20 protein-coding genes and 1 pseudogene are annotated in these 15,887 nt (G+C 73.3%); 11 read left to right on the forward strand and 10 right to left on the reverse strand.

What is annotated here, in order from left to right:
* Positions 1 to 2: 2 nt before the first annotated feature.
* On the reverse strand, positions 3 to 1,544 hold the full coding sequence (locus AB0A97_RS29660; protein ID WP_361155559.1) for an amidase: 1,542 nt from the start codon (positions 1,542 to 1,544) through the stop codon (positions 3 to 5).
* Positions 1,541 to 1,774 carry a hypothetical protein gene (locus AB0A97_RS29665; RefSeq protein WP_361155561.1) on the reverse strand — a complete coding sequence of 78 codons (234 nt, stop codon included), beginning with the start codon at positions 1,772 to 1,774 and terminating at the stop codon, positions 1,541 to 1,543. The genes AB0A97_RS29660 and AB0A97_RS29665 overlap by 4 nt, the downstream gene beginning before the upstream one ends.
* Positions 1,775 to 2,013: 239 nt before the next feature.
* On the opposite strand from AB0A97_RS29665, the gene AB0A97_RS29670 reads away from it, so the two are divergent.
* The 3 genes from AB0A97_RS29670 (at position 2,014) to AB0A97_RS29680 (ending at position 5,073) form a co-directional block, all read left to right on the forward strand.
* Positions 2,014 to 2,949: an MBL fold metallo-hydrolase gene (locus tag AB0A97_RS29670; RefSeq protein ID WP_361155562.1), complete on the forward strand. Its 936-nt coding sequence runs from the start codon at positions 2,014 to 2,016 to the stop codon at positions 2,947 to 2,949.
* 188 nt (positions 2,950 to 3,137) lie between these two features.
* On the forward strand, positions 3,138 to 4,034 hold the full coding sequence (locus tag AB0A97_RS29675; RefSeq protein WP_361155564.1) for a glycerophosphodiester phosphodiesterase family protein: 897 nt from the start codon (positions 3,138 to 3,140) through the stop codon (positions 4,032 to 4,034).
* 199 nt (positions 4,035 to 4,233) lie between these two features.
* A complete protein-coding gene (locus tag AB0A97_RS29680; protein WP_361155566.1) occupies positions 4,234 to 5,073 on the forward strand; it encodes an arylamine N-acetyltransferase in 840 nt (279 codons plus the stop codon).
* 109 nt (positions 5,074 to 5,182) lie between these two features.
* Here AB0A97_RS29680 and AB0A97_RS29685 read toward each other — a convergent pair whose 3' ends face one another.
* The 4 genes from AB0A97_RS29685 to AB0A97_RS29700 all read right to left on the reverse strand — a co-directional run bounded on the left by AB0A97_RS29685 (position 5,183) and on the right by AB0A97_RS29700 (position 7,199).
* Complete coding sequence (locus AB0A97_RS29685) at positions 5,183 to 5,590, reverse strand: RidA family protein (RefSeq protein WP_361155642.1); 408 nt, start codon at positions 5,588 to 5,590, stop codon at positions 5,183 to 5,185.
* A gap of 101 nt (positions 5,591 to 5,691) precedes the next feature.
* Positions 5,692 to 6,609 carry a DeoR family transcriptional regulator gene (locus AB0A97_RS29690; protein WP_361155568.1) on the reverse strand — a complete coding sequence of 306 codons (918 nt, stop codon included), beginning with the start codon at positions 6,607 to 6,609 and terminating at the stop codon, positions 5,692 to 5,694.
* Between the two features lie 51 nt (positions 6,610 to 6,660).
* Positions 6,661 to 6,903 (reverse strand): hypothetical protein, encoded by a 243-nt coding sequence (locus tag AB0A97_RS29695; RefSeq protein ID WP_361155570.1) that lies wholly within the window; start codon positions 6,901 to 6,903, stop codon positions 6,661 to 6,663.
* A gap of 128 nt (positions 6,904 to 7,031) precedes the next feature.
* Positions 7,032 to 7,199, reverse strand: coding sequence for a hypothetical protein (locus tag AB0A97_RS29700; protein WP_361155572.1), 168 nt, complete (start codon positions 7,197 to 7,199; stop codon positions 7,032 to 7,034).
* Between the two features lie 382 nt (positions 7,200 to 7,581).
* On the opposite strand from AB0A97_RS29700, the gene AB0A97_RS29705 reads away from it, so the two are divergent.
* A complete protein-coding gene (locus AB0A97_RS29705; protein WP_361155574.1) occupies positions 7,582 to 7,710 on the forward strand; it encodes a hypothetical protein in 129 nt (42 codons plus the stop codon).
* Between the two features lie 25 nt (positions 7,711 to 7,735).
* Here the strand turns inward: AB0A97_RS29705 and AB0A97_RS29710 are convergent, their stop codons facing one another.
* Both AB0A97_RS29710 and AB0A97_RS29715 read right to left on the reverse strand, forming a co-directional pair.
* Positions 7,736 to 8,719, reverse strand: a complete 984-nt coding sequence (locus AB0A97_RS29710) for an alpha/beta hydrolase fold domain-containing protein (protein ID WP_361155576.1) — start codon at positions 8,717 to 8,719, stop codon at positions 7,736 to 7,738.
* A gap of 57 nt (positions 8,720 to 8,776) precedes the next feature.
* On the reverse strand, positions 8,777 to 10,447 hold the full coding sequence (locus AB0A97_RS29715; RefSeq protein WP_361155577.1) for a bifunctional 3'-5' exonuclease/DNA polymerase: 1,671 nt from the start codon (positions 10,445 to 10,447) through the stop codon (positions 8,777 to 8,779).
* A 265-nt stretch (positions 10,448 to 10,712) separates the two neighbouring features.
* Between AB0A97_RS29715 and AB0A97_RS29720 the strand changes: the two genes are divergently transcribed.
* From AB0A97_RS29720 to AB0A97_RS29730, 3 genes and pseudogenes are all read left to right on the forward strand, one after another.
* Positions 10,713 to 11,480, forward strand: a complete 768-nt coding sequence (locus AB0A97_RS29720) for an alpha/beta hydrolase (protein ID WP_361155579.1) — start codon at positions 10,713 to 10,715, stop codon at positions 11,478 to 11,480.
* A gap of 200 nt (positions 11,481 to 11,680) precedes the next feature.
* On the forward strand, positions 11,681 to 12,526 hold the full coding sequence (locus AB0A97_RS29725) for a nitrilase-related carbon-nitrogen hydrolase (protein ID WP_361155581.1): 846 nt from the start codon (positions 11,681 to 11,683) through the stop codon (positions 12,524 to 12,526).
* 245 nt (positions 12,527 to 12,771) lie between these two features.
* Positions 12,772 to 13,223, forward strand: a pseudogene (locus tag AB0A97_RS29730) (Uma2 family endonuclease).
* A gap of 61 nt (positions 13,224 to 13,284) precedes the next feature.
* Here the strand turns inward: AB0A97_RS29730 and rpsN are convergent.
* Together rpsN and rpmB are read right to left on the reverse strand one after the other, a co-directional pair.
* Positions 13,285 to 13,590 carry a 30S ribosomal protein S14 gene (gene rpsN / locus AB0A97_RS29735; protein ID WP_361155583.1) on the reverse strand — a complete coding sequence of 102 codons (306 nt, stop codon included), beginning with the start codon at positions 13,588 to 13,590 and terminating at the stop codon, positions 13,285 to 13,287.
* On the reverse strand, positions 13,590 to 13,826 hold the full coding sequence (gene rpmB / locus AB0A97_RS29740) for a 50S ribosomal protein L28 (RefSeq protein ID WP_030019255.1): 237 nt from the start codon (positions 13,824 to 13,826) through the stop codon (positions 13,590 to 13,592). Before rpmB ends, rpsN begins: the two co-directional genes overlap by 1 nt.
* A 50-nt stretch (positions 13,827 to 13,876) precedes the next feature.
* Here rpmB and rpmG point away from each other — a divergent pair, with 50 nt between their 5' ends.
* The 4 genes from rpmG (at position 13,877) to rpsR (ending at position 15,846) form a co-directional block, all read left to right on the forward strand.
* The gene (gene rpmG / locus AB0A97_RS29745; protein ID WP_361155585.1) at positions 13,877 to 14,041 is read left to right on the forward strand and encodes a 50S ribosomal protein L33; all 165 of its coding nucleotides are present in this window, start codon (positions 13,877 to 13,879) and stop codon (positions 14,039 to 14,041) included.
* Between the two features lie 8 nt (positions 14,042 to 14,049).
* Entirely contained in the window at positions 14,050 to 14,304 is a 255-nt protein-coding gene (locus AB0A97_RS29750; protein WP_361155587.1) for a type B 50S ribosomal protein L31, read from the forward strand.
* On the forward strand, positions 14,304 to 15,503 hold the full coding sequence (locus AB0A97_RS29755; RefSeq protein WP_361155589.1) for a GTP-binding protein: 1,200 nt from the start codon (positions 14,304 to 14,306) through the stop codon (positions 15,501 to 15,503). Before AB0A97_RS29750 ends, AB0A97_RS29755 begins: the two co-directional genes overlap by 1 nt.
* A gap of 106 nt (positions 15,504 to 15,609) precedes the next feature.
* On the forward strand, positions 15,610 to 15,846 hold the full coding sequence (rpsR, locus tag AB0A97_RS29760; protein ID WP_361155591.1) for a 30S ribosomal protein S18: 237 nt from the start codon (positions 15,610 to 15,612) through the stop codon (positions 15,844 to 15,846).
* Positions 15,847 to 15,887 lie beyond the last annotated feature (41 nt).

Below are 15,887 nucleotides of genomic sequence, written 5' to 3' on the forward strand. Positions count from 1 at the left end.
GATCAGGCCGGGGCTATCTGCGGCACCGGCCGGTGCGCGGTCTCGTAGGCGTGGCCGAGTTGCAGGAGGGTGGATTCGGCCAGCGGGCGGCCGATCAGCTGCATCCCGATGGGCAGGCCCTGGTCGTCGAAGCCGACGGGGAGGGAGAGGGCCGGGAAGCCGGTGAGGTTGGCGGGGGCGGAGAGGCGTACGTAGGCGTCGGAGACGCTTTCGGTCGAGCCGTCGGACCAGGTGAAGGTCGTCTGGTCGGCGCGGGCGGCGGTGGCGGGGACGGTGGGGGCGGCGAGCACGTCGATGCCGTCGTGGTGGACGGTGCTGCCGGGGTGGCCGATTCCGTCGTGGCCGTGGTGGGCGGTGCTGCTGGGGGCGTCGGTTCCGTCGATGTGGCCGGTGCCGTCGAAGAGTTGGAGCCACGCCTGGTGCATCAGGGTCCGGGTGCGCTGGGCGCGGATGTAGTCGGTGGCCGGGAAGAACTCGCCGGCTTCGAGGAGCATCCGTACCTCGTCGGAGTACAGGTCGGGGACGGCCCGCAGCGTGTCCTGGTGGTACGCGGTGGCCTCGGGGACCATGTGGCCCCACTGGGCGGCGTGGACGTACTCCGTCATGGGGACGTGTACGGGTACGGCGGTGGCGCCGAGCGCGGTGAGCGCGTCGACGGCGGCGCGGACCGCGGCCGCCACCTGGGGCTGTACGCGGTCGAAGTAGTAGTTGACGGGGACACCGATGCGCAGGCCGGTGACCGGCTTGCCGAGGGCGCGGGTGTAGTCCTCGTGCGGGCGGTCCAGGGACGCCGGGTCGCGCGGGTCGTGTCCGGCGAGTGCCTGGAGGACCAGGGCCGCGTCGCCGGCTGTACGGGTGATCGGGCCCACGTGGTCCAGCGACCACGACAGGGAGGTCACGCCGTGCCGGGGGACCAGGCCGTACGTCGGTTTCAGACCGACGACGTGGTTGAGGGCGGCGGGTACGCGGATCGAGCCGCCGGTGTCGGTGCCGAGGGCGAAGGTGGCCGTGCCGGCGGCGACGGCGGCCGCAGAACCGCCGCTGGAGCCCCCGGCCACGTGCTCGGGTGACCAGGCGTTACGGGTCTGCGGCGTGGTCAGGCCGTACGCGAACTCGTGGGTGTGGGTCTTGCCGGTCAGCACCGCGCCGGCGGCCCGGAGCCGTACCGTGACGGCGGCGTCCGCGTCCGGCGTGTGGCCGTCCCGTACCCGGGAACTCGCCGTCGTCGGTACGCCGGCCACGTCGATCAGGTCCTTCAGCGCCACGGGGACGCCGTGCAGCGGCCCGCGGTGGCGCCCGGCGGCGATCTCCCGTTCGGCCTGCGCGGCGGAGGCGAGCGCCGCTTCGGCGGTCACCGTCACGTAGGCGCCGGCCTTCCCCTCCACGGCGGCGATCCGGTCGAGGACGGAGGTGGTGAGGTCGACGGGGGAGAGGGCGCGGTCCGCGATGAGGCGGGCGGCTTCCGTGAGGGAGAGGTGGTGGGGGAGGGGGATTGAGGCAGGCGTGGAGGCAGTGGCGGGGGTGGCTGAGGGGGTGTGATTCATGAGGTCTTCCGGGGGCGGGAGGAAGGGGTGAGAGGGGCGGCGGTGAAGACGGGGGCGGGTGGTGTGTCGCCCAGGGGCAGCGTGCGCAGGGTGCTGAGGACGGTGTCGATGGCGTTCACGGTGGCGGCGACGCCGGCCAGGCGGTCTTCGGGGAGAGGGAGCCCGGCCCGTCGGGCCAGGTGGGCGATGTCGTCGGGGGTGAGGGCGGGGGAGGGGAGAGAAGGGGGCATGGGACCTCCGTACGGGGCAGGGGCGGGGGACGGGTGTGGCGCCGGGGGTTGGGGGCGGGCACTCGTTAAAGCTAATGCTTTGCGTTTGATGAGCCTAGGGGGCTAGTCTCGGTTAACGCAAATGGTTAGCTTTTGCTGCCACGGGGGTGACCCCCGGCTCCGGCCTGGTCGCGGCCTGGCCCGGTCATGCCCCGGCCAGGCTCGCCCCGCCCCGCTCTCCCCGCCCGTACGGAGGCCCCATGTCCCCCCGCCCCGCCCGCACCTGGCACGTCGGCGACATCGTCGTGCACCGCATCGACGAAGTCGCGCTGCCGCCCGAGACCGGTGCCTGGCTGCTCCCCGAGGCGACGCCGGATCTCGTGGCCGGAGTGCCCTGGCTCGCACCGGAGTTCGCCCGCCCCGACGGCACGCTCCGCGCCGCCGTGCACACCTTCGCGCTGGAGGTCGACGGTGTGCGCGTACTGGTCGACACGGGGATCGGCAACGGCAAGACGCGCGCCAACCCCGCCTGGCACCAGCTCGACACGCCGTACCTGGACCGGCTCACCGCCGCCGGCTTCCCGCCCGAGCAGATCGACCACGTGATCCTCACGCACCTCCACGCGGACCACGTCGGCTGGAACACCCGCCTCGCCCCCGACGGCAGTTGGCAGCCGACCTTCCCGCGCGCCCGCTACCTCACCTCCCGCGCCGAGTACGCCTATTGGTCCGGCGTCGAGATGGAGGAGAGCCGCCGGCAGATGTTCCGTGACTCGGTCGAACCCGTACGGGAGCACGGCCTGCTGGACCTGATCGACGTCACCGCGCCCGGCGTCGACATCCTCCCGGGCGTCACGCTCGTCCCGGCGCCCGGCCACACGCCCGGCCAGAGCGCGGTCGCCCTGCACAGCCAGGGGCAGTCGGCGATCATCACCGGCGACTGCGTGCACCACCCCGTACAACTGGCGCACCCTCAGTTGTGCAGCAGCGTCGACGTCGACCCGGAGGAAGCCGTACGGACCCGCCGGTGGCTGTTCGACGAGGTGGCGCGGAGCGGCGCGCTGCTGCTCGGGAGCCACTTCGCGGCGCCGACCGGCGGACTGGTGCGGCGGGAGGAGGGCGGACCGGCGGAAGCCGGGGCCGAGGGGGGTACGGACATCGAGCGCTACCGGCTGGAGAGCGTCGGCGGCGAGTGACGGTCCCTCATGGCCGCCCTGGAAAGCACTGCCCACCACCGGGAGCGCCCGGCCTGACGACACGCCGGCGCGTACGCCCCGCGGCGTGTGCGCCCCCGCATGGCGGCATTCTTGAATGCTTAAGGGCATATCGGGGCAAGGCTGTCGCAGTCGTTGCTGTCTGCGGTGGGCGTGCCCGGGAGGCCCTGATGAACCAGAGATCGTTCCGTATCGCGGCGGCCACCGGATGCGCACTGCTGATCACCGGCCTGACACCCGTCTGCGCAGGCAGCGCGCAGGCCAGTCCGGGCACCGCCGGCCGGGTGACGGCCCCGCTCGCCGACATCGTGAACATCCCCTGGCTCTCCGGCCCGGTCGTCGTCGCGCACCGGGGTGCTTCCCAGGTGGCGCCGGAGAACACCCTCGCCGCCGTGGACGCGGCGGACCGGCAGGGCTTCAAGTGGGTCGAGAACGACGTGCAGCAGACCCGGGACGGGAAGCTGGTGGTGATGCACGACACCACACTGGCGCGGACCACCGACGTCCGGCGCGTGTTCCCCAAGCGGGCGCCCTGGCGGGTGCGGGACTTCACGGCTGCCGAGATCGCACGGCTGGACGCCGGGAGCTGGTTCGGCAAGCGCTTCGCGCGTGAACGGGTGCCGACGCTAGCGGAGTTCCTGCGGCGGATGGAGGACCACGACCTGCGGCTGCTGCTGGAGATCAAGAGCCCGCAGCTCTACCCCGGCATCGAGGCACGCATCGTCAAGGAGCTGGCGGGCGCGGGCTGGCTCGACCGGGGGCACGCACGCCGCCGGCTGGTGGTGCAGAGTTTCAGCGCGAGCAGCATGCAGACGGTGCACCGTCTGGTGCCGGGTGTCCGTACGGGGTTCCTCGGCAACCCGCCGCTGAAGGCGCTCGCTTCGTACACGCGCTACGTCGACCAGATCAACCCCCAGCTCTCCAAGGTGAACGCGCAGTACGTGGCCGCCGTCCACCGGCTGCGCGGTGTGCACGGCCGCCGGATGGAGGTCTTCGCCTGGGACGTACCGCTGCGGAACCACGCGGCCATCGCGTCCGCTTACGGCTTCGACGGCGTCATCGTCTGAGGAAGCGGGGCAGGACGTCCCCGCCACTGCCGATCCCGCCCCGCCCCCGCTGCCTCCGCCGCTGCCGATCCGCCCCCACCGCCCCCGCCGCCCCGGCCTCCGGCCGTCTCGTAAGGTCGCAGGGGCGACGCGTCGCCGACCGCAGATGAGCATCCGCCCCGGGGTGTGGCCCGGGGCACAGAAGGAGCAGGGACCGGCCATGACCGACAGCATCTGGAGCGGGGACCAGCTCGACCTCGACGCGTACCTCGCACGGATCGGGTACGAGGGCGAGCGCGCGCCGACGGCGGCCGCCCTGCGGGAGCTGCACGCCCGGCACGCGGCCGCCTTCGCCTTCGAGAACCTGGAGATCGTTCTGGGGCGGCCGGTCCTCCTCGACGTGAAGTCCCTCCAGGACAAGATGGTCGGCCGCCGCCGCGGCGGCTACTGCTACGAGCAGAACCTGCTCTACGCCGCCGCGCTGGACCGTCTCGGCTTCCGGGTCTCGGGGCTGGGCGCCCGGATCCGCATGGGGGAGACCAAGATCCGGCCGGTCACCCACGCCCTCCTCAAGGTGCGGCTGGACGGTGAGGACTGGATCACCGACGTGGGCTTCGGCGGGGAGGCGCTGCTGGAGCCGGTCCCGCTGCGCGACGGTGTCGAGGTCCGGCAGGGCGGCTGGACGTTCGGCCTGGTGCGGGAGGGGACGGACGGCGTCTGGGTGCTGCGTTCGCGGCACGCGGACGGCTGGTTCGACCTGTACGCGTTCGGCCCGGAGGCCCGCCACCCGGCCGACTACGGCATCTTCAACTACTACATCTCCACCCACCCGCGCTCGCCGTTCACCGGCCGTACGGTGGTCCAGCAGCCCGGTCCTGACCTGCGGCGCGCCCTGATCGGTACGGAGCTGACGCTGACCCGCCCGGACTGGTCCCGCGAGGTGCGGCAGGTTCCGGCCGAGGAGATCCCGGCCGTACTGGAGACGGACTTCGGGCTCGTACTGGACGGGCGGGACGCGGCCGACCTGGTGGCACTGCACCGGGAACAGCCGGTGGCCTGAAACGTGCCGACGGCCTGACGCGTGCCGGTGGCCTGACACGTACGGGCACCGGCAACGCCTCCGCCGGCCGCTACCGGACGGCGACCGGCCGCGCCTCCTCCGCCGCCCGCTACCGGACGACCGCGACCCCTTCGATCTCCACCAGCGCCGCCTCGTCCCACAGCCGTGTCGCGCCGATCACCGCCATCGCCGGATAGTCGGTGCCGACCAGCCGTTTCCATACCCGGCCGATGGCTGCCGCGTTGCGGCGGTAGTCGGCCACGTCCACGGCGAAGACGGTCAGCTTGGCCAGGTCGCCGGGGCCCGCGCCGGCGGCCCGCGCCGCGGTCAGCAGGTTGGTCAGCGCCCGTTCGAACTGCTCGACGACGCCGGCACCGACGACGCGGCCCGCTCCGTCGAGCGCGGTCTGGCCGGCCAGGAACACGAGGGTGCCGGGCGCGGCCCGTACGGCATGGCTGAAACCCGTCGGCGGCGACAGCTCGGGCGGGTTCACCCTCTCGAAGCCACCGGCGGCCACGGGCGGCTGCTCGCTCTCCTGCTCGCTGCCCGGAACCCGTTCGTCACTCACGCCCGACGCGCCCCCTCCGCCCTTCACGTCCGGTACGCCCCCTCCACCGCTCACGTCCGATGCGCCCCCTCCGTCGCCAACTCGTACCGTACTCCCAGCGCTTGCAGCGCGTCCCGCTCCTCCCGCGGAAGCTGTTCGTCGGAGATGACGAGGTCGAAATCGGCCAGCGGCGCCAGCTCGTACAGTGCCTGACGGCCGAACTTGGAGTGGTCCACCAGCAGCACCTTGCGCCGTGCCGCGGCCATCAGCGCCCGCTTGACCAGGACGTTCTCCTGCGCCTGGTGGTAGCAGTGGCCGTTGTCGACGGCGGAGGTGGACAGGAAGGCGACATCGGCGCGGAAGCTGCGGGCGATGTCGGCCGTGGACATGCCGAGGAAGGCGTTGAAGGCGGCGTGGTACTCGCCGCCCAGCGCGATCACCCGGATGTCGGGTTCCTCGGCCAGCTCGTTGATGACCTGGAGCGAGTTGGTGATGACCGTGTACGCGCCGCGCGAGGCGAGCGAGCGGGCCAGCGGCAGCGCCGTACTGGAGTCGTCGATGATGACGGCCTGGCCGGGCTCGGCGATGGCCAGCGCGGCCGCGCAGATCGCCTCCTTCGCCGCCACCTGCTCGTTGCCGCGCCAGCGGGCGTTGGACTCGAACAGGGCGTTGGGCGCGGCGGTCGCCCCGCCGCGCACCTTGCGCAGCCAGCCCTGGTGCTCCAGGGAGTCCAGGTCGCGGTGGACCGTCATCTGGCTGACGCCCAGTTCCCGCACCAGGTCCTCGATGCTGACCTGCCCCTCGGCCAGCACCCGGTCCGCGATCCGCTTGCGGCGCTCCTTGGGGCCCAGCTTGGTCTCGGACGCCGTCGCCGGGGCCGCTCCGCTCTTCGCGGCCTTCGCGGGTTCCGAGGTCTGCGCGGGCGTCGGCGCGCCGGCCGGGTGTGTGGCCGGTGCCGAGGCGTCTGGAGTCCCTCCGGTGTCGGCCAACGCTGATCCCTTTCCGTACGTGCTCGGCTGTCCGCCGAGTCTATGGCGTGGTCACGCCGAGGTCGCCGCTCCGGAGGGCGGGGGCCCGCCGGGCGTTCCGGCCACCGCGTACGGGCGGAAACGGGCGAACGCCGCCTCCTGGTGGGACGGCCGTGCCTGATGCGCCGCGACCGTGTCCCGGTGTTCGGGCCGCCGGGCACCGTAGGCGTACGCCGTCATCGCGCGCAGGCTGCGCCACAGGGAGAAGGCGCCGACGAAGCGCGGCGGCCGGGCCATCGCGACCGACGTGGTCATGGCCGGATCGGCGGCGGCCCGGCCGGACGCCGGGGAGTCGGCGCGCAGGAACGGGCCGAGACACCGGAGCCGGGTCTCGCCCAGGGTGAGGACGGCGACCTGTTCGTCGTCGTTCTCCCAGGACGCGATCAGCGCGGCGCGTCCGGGACGCAGCCGCGGCGGACCGGTGGCGAGTCACCGGTGAGCGCGGTCCGGGCGTGCCGCAGTCCGGGCAGCGAGCCGGGGCGCGGACGGGACCGCGGAACGTCGCGGGCGGCGCGGAGGCCGACGTCGGCGAGACGGAAGGAAACGATCATTGTGGACCCCGTTCCGGGGCGGGGCGCCGGCACCGGGAAGGCCGGAGGCGAGAAGGCGGGACAGGCGTCATGCCCCCCGTCGAACGCACCCGTGCCGCCCGCGCCGAGACCCGTACGCACATCGAGGACACCGCCGCCCGCCTCTTCGCCGAACCCGGCTACGCCGGCACCACCATCGGCGACACTGGCCGCCGCGCCCGTCGAGCGGCTCCTGCACGGTGGGGCGACCTGCTCATCCGCACGACGGCGACGTACGACGCCTGGTTCGGCCATGTGCAGACCCACCCGTACACCTGGCGCATGGTGTTCCGCGACACCACCGGCGACCCCGAGGTGCAGGACTTCCACCGCGAATTGCAGCGCCGTCAGCAGCGCCACCGACGTGGCGCTGCTGCGCGAGTACGTACCGGGCCTGCCGGAGGCCGAACTGGAGCCGCTGGGCGAGGCGATCCGCAGTTCCCTGTACGGGCTGGCGCTGTGGTGGCTGGACCTGCCGGAGAAACCGCGGTAGGCGCTGGTCGCGGCGATGGTGCGGTTCACGCGGGGGCTGGTGGCGACGGCGTCCGGCTGAGCGGCTCGCGGTCCCCGTGGAGGGCGGCGCGCAGCAGTCCTGTCCAGCGGGCCGTCGTCTCCCGCGCGAGGCGGGAGTCCGGCGCGAACATCTCGAAACCGTGCCACGCGCCCGGTACGTGGTGCAGCGCGACCCGCACCCCGGCGTCCTTCAGCCGGCGGGCGTAGGCGAGCCCGGTGTCCCGCAGCGGATCGAGGCCGCAGACGACGACGCAGGCGGCGGGCAGGCCGCGCAGATCGGTGGCGCGGGCCGCCGCCGCGTACGGGTACGCGGCGGCCCCCTCCGGCGCGTAGTGCCGCCAGCCCCGCTGGATGAACGCGCCGTCCGGCAGCCGCGGGTCGCCGTCCGCGGGCGTCGGCCCGGTACCCGCCGTGTCGTCCAGGTCGGGGACGACCAGCGACTGGTGGACGAGGGCCGGACCGCCCCGGTCCCGCGCCATCAGGGCGACGGCGGCGGCGAGCCCGCCCCCGGCGGACTGCCCGCCGACCGCGAGGCGCGCGGCATCGGCACCGAGCGCCGCGGCCTGCCCGGCGGTCCACTCCAGGGCGAGGTAGCAGTCCTCGACCGCCGCCGGACACGGATGCTCCGGGGCGAGGCGGTACTCCACCGAGACCACCGCGGCCCGCACCTCGCGGACCAGCCCGATCGCCGTACGGTCCTCACCGGGCGGCGCCTGCCCGAAGGTGTATCCGCCGCCGTGGAAGTGCAGTACCGCGGGCAGCGGACCCGGTGCGTCCACCGGCCGGTAGACCTCCACGGCCAGCCGGGAACCGTCCGGCCGCGGCACCGCGAAGCGCTCGCTCGTCACCCCGTCGCGGTCCGCGGGGAAGTGCCGGGCGAGCGTGTGCATCCCGGTGCGGGTGCCTTCGATGTCGGCGTACGGGTCGAGAAGCGGAGGCAACCGCTCCAGGACGGGCGCGAGCTCAGGGTCGACATGCACAGCAGGCACTCCCTCTCCTCCCTCCTCCTCGCTCTCCGGTTTCCACCCTTCCCCTACCCCGCCGCCTCACTTCGCATCGGCGTAACACTCCACCACCGCCGTACTGAACGGGAACCGCACCGGCGTCACACCGAACGCCGTGCGCCCCGCCAGCTCGGCGGCCTCCGCGACGGCCTCCGCCACCGTCCCGGCCTCCTCCTCGGGGGCGTGCACGATCACCTCGTCGTGCTGGAAGAAGACCAGCTCCGCCCGGAGCGGCGCCAGCGACCGGCGCAGCGCGGCCAGCATCAGCAGCGCCCAGTCGGCGGCACTGCCCTGCACCACGAAGTTGCGGGTGAACCGGCCACGGGCCCGGGCACTCGCCGTACTGCCGTACGCCGGAACGTTTTCCTCCTGCGGCAGCCCCGCCTCGTCGGGCGGCGCCACGGAGGCCGGCGGGCAGGTGCGCCCCAGCCACGTCCGTACGAGCCGGCCCTCCTCGCCCGCGCGGGCGGCCGCGTCCACGTACTCCACCGCGTCCGGGTAGCGCCGCCGCAGGTCCGCCATGTGCTTGAGGGCGTCCCCGGACGTCTGGCCGTACACGGCGCCCAGCAGCCCCAGCTTCGCCTGCGCCCGGTCGCCCCCGAAGGCCCGCGCCGCCAGATCCGCGTACAGGTCACGGCCGCTGCCCGCCACCTCCATCAGCCCCCGGTCCCGGGAGACCGCCGCCAGCACCCGCGGCTCCATCTGCTCGGCGTCCGCGACCACCAGCCGCCAGCCCGGATCGGCCACCACGGCCCTGCGGATCACCTTCGGGATCTGGAGGGCGCCGCCGCCGTTGGTCGTCCAGCGGCCCGAGACCGTCCCCCCGGGCAGGTACTCCGGACGGAACCGGCCCTCGTGCACCCACTGCTGCAGCCACGCCCAGCCGTGCGCCGTGTGCAACCGGTACAGACGCTTGTACTCCAGCAGCGGCGCCACCGCCGGGTGCCGGATCTCCCGCAACTCCCACTTACGGGTCGAACGCAACGTGATCCCGGCACCGGCGAACGCCTTGACGATCTCCCCCGGCAGATCCGGGCGCACCCGTACGCCTTCCCCGAACGCCCGCGAGACCTCCTCGGCCAACTCCGCCATACGGCGCGGCTCCAGACCACCCGGGTAACGCTCGCCGAGCAGCTCGTCCAGCAGCTCCCGGTGCACGTCCGCCCGCCACGGCAGCCCGGCCCGCCGCATCTCCGCGGCCACCAGCATCCCGGCGGACTCGGCGGCCAGCAGCAGCCGCATCCGGCCCGGATGCTCGGCCCGCTCCGTACGTTCCAGCTGCCCCGCGTACACCTCCAGCAACGCCGTGAACTCGTCCACCCCCGGCGGCAGCGGCACCGGACCCGGCTCGAACAGCGACGGCTGGGTCTCCGCGCCGCGCACCGGCGGATCGTCGGGCACCGGCAGCCGGTGCCGCCGCGCCCACGCCGCGGCCAGCGACCGCGGCTGGCCCGACTGGCCCTCCTCGTGCCCGATCAGCAGCGCCTCGGCCGCCTCGACGTCGTAGCACCGCTCGACCCGGACGCCTGCCGCGAGCAGCTTCCGGTACGTCTCCGCGGTCGAGCGCCACACCCACCGCTCCGCGTCCGGACACGCGCGTACGGCCTCCGCCACGCTCCCCGCCCGCACCGGTGCTCCCACCGGGCGCCCGGCCTCGTCCACGGCACACGCCGCCACCCGCCCGTCGCCCGTTCCCCCGACCACCCACCGCATACGGGTACTTTCCCACCTTCCGCCTCACACGTCCCGGTACCCGTCTCCCGCCCGGCCCGGCTCCCGTACCCCGTACGGCCCGGTACCCGTCTCCCGCCCGGCCCGGCCCGCGTCAAGGCGCGCCGTCAACCCCGACGTTGGCCGGATACCTCCCCTACCCGACCCACCTGACTAGGGGGAGAATGCGCGCGCCGACCCAGGTCACGCCCCCGCACCAGCATCCCCGCCCACCGCAGACAAGACGGCAGACAAGGGAGTCGCCCGTATGGCCATCGCGCACCGCGCCATCGGTACAGGACCGCACCCGGTGATCGTTCTCCACGACTGGTTCGGCACCTCGGCCGGCTGGGGTACCGTCCTGGACTTCCTGGACCGCACAGCCTTCACGTACGCCTTCCTCGACTGCCGCGGCTACGGCGACCGCAAGTACGTACCGGGCCGCTTCGACCTGCCGGAGATCGCCGGCGACGCGCTGGCCCTCGCCGACCAGCTCGGCTGGGAGCGGTTCTCCCTGGTGGGCCATTCGATGGGCGCCAAGGCGATGCAGCAGGTGCTGGTCCGCGCGCCCCATCGGGTGAACCGGATGGTCGGCCTGGCGCCGGTGCCCGCCGGGGCGTACCCGATGGACGACGCGACGCACGAGCTGTTCTACGGGGCCTCGGCGGACCCGGCCAAGCGGCGCGCCATCATCGACCTGGTCACCGGCCACCGGGCGAGCCCGGTCTGGCTGGACCGCATGGTGCGCCACTCGCTCGACATCTCCCGCGAGGAGGCGCACGCGGCCTATCTCGCCAGTTGGCAGCAGCTCGACCTCTCGGAGGCGGTCGCGGACGCGGCGAAGCGGTACTCCGTCCCCGTACGGGTGGTCGTCGGGGCGTACGACCTGGCGCTGACCGCCGAGCTGATGCGGGAGACCTGGCAGCGGTGGTACCCGCAGGCCGAGATCGTCACGATCGAGGGGTCGGGGCACTATCCGATGCACGAGACGCCGGTGGCGCTGGCCACCACCATGGAGGAGTTCCTCCGCGCCTGAGGCGCCTGGGGTGCCCGAGGTGTCTGACGCGTCTGAGCAGCCGGGTGGGGCCGGTCCGCCCGTGAACAGGCCCGCGCCCGCATCCTCTGTCAGCATGACTACGTACCGCCCGTAACGCCGCAAACTGGGCGCAAGGCGGGTGTACCGCCCGTCACGCGTCGTCCCGGCGGGCGCGACGGCCGACGGAGCGAGGTGCGGGCATGCGGGTGGCGCTGGCGCAGACGGACTGCGCGCTGGGCGAGGTCGACGCGAACCTCGCCACCGCGCGCGAGGAGGTCGAGAAGTCCGCTGAACAGGGCGCCGACCTCGTCGTCTTCCCCGAACTGAGCCTGCACGGGTACCACCTGGGTGCCCTGCCCCGGGACGTCTCGGTCGAGGCACAGGACCCGCGGCTGCGCGACCTGAGCGCGCTCGGCCCGGACGTCCTCGTGGGCTTCCACGAGCACACGGTCCTGCGCGCCTACAACACGGCCGCCTACTACGCAGGCGGCACGCTGCTGCACGCGCACCGCAAGCTCTACCTCCCGAACTACCTCTCCTGGGAGGAGCGCAAGCACGTCAGCCCGGGTCAGTCGCTTCGCGCGTACGGCCTGACGAAGTCCCCCAGCGGCGGCCGTGGCGCGACGCTGGTCTGCAACGACGCCTGGCAGCCGGTGCTGCCCTGGATCGCGGTGCAGGACGGCGCCGAGGTGCTGTTCGTCCCCACCAACAGCGCCGCCGGCCTCGACCCGGAGGCGATGGACACCGGCTCGTACTGGGACACGCTGCTCTCCTACACGGCGCGGATGCTCCAGTGCTGGATCGTCTTCGTCAACCGCGTGGGCAACGAGCACGGCGCCGCCTTCTGGGGCGGCTCCCGGGTGGTGGACCCGCGCGGCACGGTGGTGGCCCAGGCCCCGAAGTGGGAGACCGCACTGGTCACGGTGGACATCGACCTGTCCGAGGCCCGCCGCCAGCGCCGCGCCGTCCCCCTGGTCGCGGAGGCCCGCCTCGGCCTCATCGACCGCGAGGTGCGGCGTCTGATCGACGAGGGCGGGGACAGCTGACGTGTACGGAAGGGAGGGCACGCTCGTTCGGGTGAGATTTCACCCGAATGCCCGCGTGGCGTCACCTGCTCTGGCAGCGTCGCTCCGCACGAAGGAGGTCCCGTGGCATTGGCAGCACCAGACCGCGCCCCGCACGCGATCGGTGATGATCCCGTGATCGCGCCGGTCGAGGCGGCCTTCGAAGCGTTGAGCGCGGCAGCCCCGAGGGGTGGCGCGTGGAACTGATCGAAGGGAAGGTCCACGTGGTGCCGCCCGCAAACGGCGAGCACGAGGAAATCGTGGCCGAGGTCGCGGACCAGGTGTCCGGCCGCCGCAAGGACGCGAAGCTGCGCACACGCACCGGGCTCGGCTTGAACATCCCCGGTGTCTCGATCACCGGGAAGGTCATTCCCGACCTCGTGATCGCCCGAAGGGGAGTTTCAGCGACAGGCTGGAGTACCACGACCCGTCACCGGTGATGCTGGTGGGTGAGGTGACCTCGAAGTCCACTGCGGAGCAGGACCGCGGGGCCGAGCTGGGTGGCTACGCCCGGGCCGGTATCCCCTTCTACCTCCTGGTGGGCCGGAAGGCGGAACCGGTGACCCTCCACTCCGAACCACGAGACGACAAGGACACCCGCCTGTCGGCGGTCGTCCTCTCCAAGACGATCGTCCTACCCGCACCGTTCGACTTCGAGATCGACACGGGCGAGTTCTGACCCGCGTGGCCCACGGGCCCACCCCGAATTCCGCGAACGGGGTGGGCCGCACCCGCACCCCCTACCAGCTCGACTTCCGAACCCCCGGCAGGAACCCCGCGTGCGCCTGCTCGCGGAGCTTGACCCGGGAGAGGCCGAAGGCGCGGAAGTAGCCGCGCGGGCGGCCGTCGACGCTGTCGCGGTTGCGTACGCGGGTGGCGCTCGCGTCGCGCGGCTGGCGGGCGAGTTCGCGGTGGGCGGCCAGCCGTTCCTGCTCCGGGGTGTGCGGATTGCGGATGACGGACTTCAGCAGGGCCCGCCGGGCGGCGTAACGGGCCACCGTCGCGCGCCGCTTCTCGTTCTTCGCGATCTTGCTCTTCTTGGCCATCAGACCTTCTCCCCTCGTGCGCGGATGCGGGCGACGGCCGCCTCGATCCCGATCGTGTCCACGGTCTTGATCCCCTTCGCGCTGAGCGTGAGGCGCACGTGCCGGCCCTCGCTCGCCAGCCAGTAGCGCTTGCGCTGGATGTTGGGGTCGAAGCGCCGGGATGTGCGGCGGTGCGAGTGCGAGACGGATTTGCCGAAGCCGGGGCTGCGGCCGGTGAGCTGGCAGTGGGCGGACAAGGTCAGCACCTCCTAATGAAAATGGAAACCATTTCTGTATAGTAGCGCCCATGGCCCGCAACGAACTACGACCCGTGATCAAGCTCCGGTCCACCGCCGGGACCGGCTACACCTACGTCACCCGCAAGAACCGCCGGAACCACCCCGACCGGCTGGTGCTGAAGAAGTACGACCCGGTCGCCGGCCGCCACGTCGACTTCCGAGAGGAGCGCTGAGCAGCGCCATGAAGCCTGGAATCCACCCGCCGTACGGGCCCGTCGTCTTCCGTGACCGGGCCGCCGGCCACGCCTTCCTGACCCGGTCGACCGCCACCAGCGACAAGACGGTCGAGTGGGAGGACGGCAACACGTACCCGGTCATCGATGTCGAGATCTCCTCGGCGAGCCACCCCTTCTACACGGGGACGGCGCGGGTGCTGGACACCGCGGGACGCGTCGAGCGGTTCGAGCGCCGGTACGGGAAGCGCGGGGCCCGCTGATGGGCGGCCCGTCGCGGAAGGGCGCCGCCGGCCCCGGAGGCGGCGGCGCTGACCGGCTGTCCGTGGTGATCGTCGGCGGGCTGCACTCGGACGCCCGCCGGACCACGGTGGAACGGTTGCTGCACGCCGTACCCGGCAGCGTCGCACTCCACCACGATCTCGCCTCCGCCGCTGAAGGAACGGTCCGCCGGACGGTGCGGGACGCCGGCGGGGTACTCGACACGGGCGAGGCGCCGCTGGCCAACGACTGCGCCTGCTGCGCGCTCCGCGAGGACCTGGTCCCCGAACTGGAGCGGCTGGCCGCCGGACGCACCTGCCGGCTGGCCGTCGTCGAACTGTGGGACTCCGTTGAGCCCAAGGCCATGGCCGAGGTCGTCACCGCCTGCGGCGGCGAGGAACTCGCGCTGACCGGCGTCCTCACCGCCGTGGACCCGGCGCTGCTGCTGCCCTACCTGGGCTGCGGCGACGACCTGGCCGAGGCCGGGCTGGCCGCGGCCGCCTCCGACCAGCGGACCGTCGCGGACACCTGGGCCCGGCAACTGGAGTACCCGCCGGTGCTCGCCCTGGCGCCGGGGGAGGAGGAGGGCGACGCGGCCGACTTGGCGCTGCTCGCCCAACTGCACCCGACAGCACGGCTCGTGGACGTCGGGTCCCCGGGCGAACTGGCCGGGGCGGCCCTCGCCGGGTTCGACGTGGAGGCGGCCGCCGCGCGGCAGCACCCGGCGTGCGCGCTGCTCCCCCAGGAGGCCGACGCGGACGGTGTCGGGACGCTCGTCTGGCACCGCACCCGGCCCTTCCATCCGGCCCGGCTGTACGCGGCGCTGGAGGACCTGACCTGTGCGGCGGCCCGCAGCCGTGGCCGGTTCTGGCTGGCGGACCGGCCGGACACGCTGCTGTCCTGGGACGCGACGGGCGGCGCCCTGTGCGTCGAGAGCGCCGGGCCGTGGCTGGCCGCGCTGCCGGACGCCGCCTGGGACCTGGTGCCTCCGGTGCGCCGCGCCGCGGCCGCCCTGGACTGGCACCCCGAGCACGGGGACCGCGCGCAGCACCTGGTCTTCACCTCGCCGGGGCTGGACCGCGACGGGCTGCTGTCGCTGCTGGAGTCCTGCCTGCTCACGGACGAGGAGTACGCGGGCGGGCCGGGGGCGTGGAAGCGGCTGGCTCCCGCGTTCGACGCACTCCTCGACCCCGTTCCGTAACTTCCCCTGCCCCGCGGTCTTCCTGCCCCGCTGCCGCCGGAATCTGTTTCCACCGGCCCCTGCCTCCACCGGCCGCGCCCGACCCGTACCGCCCTCAGGAGCCCCGATGCCCCGTCGCCACGACCCCCGTAAGAAGACCGCACCCCGTCCCAACCCGCTGGACGCGGCGGGAATCACGTACATCGACTACAAGGACACCGACCTGCTGCGGAAGTTCATCTCCGACCGCGGCAAGATCCGCAGCCGCCGGGTCACGCGGGTGAGCGCGCAGCAGCAGCGGCAGCTGGCCCGCGCGGTCAAGAACGCCCGGGAAATGGCGCTGCTGCCGTACACGTCGAAGTGAGGGCCGCGCGGCCGCCCGCCGCTGTTTGCCGGGTTGCCGCC

The organism is Streptomyces sp. NPDC045470 (assembly GCF_040646595.1).
Taxonomy (GTDB): domain Bacteria; phylum Actinomycetota; class Actinomycetes; order Streptomycetales; family Streptomycetaceae; genus Streptomyces.

Coding starts and splice junctions, on each gene's coding strand:
- AB0A97_RS29660 (WP_361155559.1), bottom strand. CDS start 1,544: ATGAATCACACCCCCTCAGCCACCCCCGCCACTGCCTCCACGCCTGCC.
- AB0A97_RS29665 (WP_361155561.1), bottom strand. CDS start 1,774: ATGCCCCCTTCTCTCCCCTCCCCCGCCCTCACCCCCGACGACATCGCC.
- AB0A97_RS29670 (WP_361155562.1), top strand. CDS start 2,014: ATGTCCCCCCGCCCCGCCCGCACCTGGCACGTCGGCGACATCGTCGTG.
- AB0A97_RS29675 (WP_361155564.1), top strand. CDS start 3,138: ATGAACCAGAGATCGTTCCGTATCGCGGCGGCCACCGGATGCGCACTG.
- AB0A97_RS29680 (WP_361155566.1), top strand. CDS start 4,234: ATGACCGACAGCATCTGGAGCGGGGACCAGCTCGACCTCGACGCGTAC.
- AB0A97_RS29695 (WP_361155570.1), bottom strand. CDS start 6,903: ATGACCACGTCGGTCGCGATGGCCCGGCCGCCGCGCTTCGTCGGCGCC.
- AB0A97_RS29700 (WP_361155572.1), bottom strand. CDS start 7,199: ATGATCGTTTCCTTCCGTCTCGCCGACGTCGGCCTCCGCGCCGCCCGC.
- AB0A97_RS29715 (WP_361155577.1), bottom strand. CDS start 10,447: ATGCGGTGGGTGGTCGGGGGAACGGGCGACGGGCGGGTGGCGGCGTGT.
- AB0A97_RS29720 (WP_361155579.1), top strand. CDS start 10,713: ATGGCCATCGCGCACCGCGCCATCGGTACAGGACCGCACCCGGTGATC.
- AB0A97_RS29725 (WP_361155581.1), top strand. CDS start 11,681: ATGCGGGTGGCGCTGGCGCAGACGGACTGCGCGCTGGGCGAGGTCGAC.
- rpsN (WP_361155583.1), bottom strand. CDS start 13,590: ATGGCCAAGAAGAGCAAGATCGCGAAGAACGAGAAGCGGCGCGCGACG.
- rpmG (WP_361155585.1), top strand. CDS start 13,877: ATGGCCCGCAACGAACTACGACCCGTGATCAAGCTCCGGTCCACCGCC.
- AB0A97_RS29750 (WP_361155587.1), top strand. CDS start 14,050: ATGAAGCCTGGAATCCACCCGCCGTACGGGCCCGTCGTCTTCCGTGAC.
- AB0A97_RS29755 (WP_361155589.1), top strand. CDS start 14,304: ATGGGCGGCCCGTCGCGGAAGGGCGCCGCCGGCCCCGGAGGCGGCGGC.
- rpsR (WP_361155591.1), top strand. CDS start 15,610: ATGCCCCGTCGCCACGACCCCCGTAAGAAGACCGCACCCCGTCCCAAC.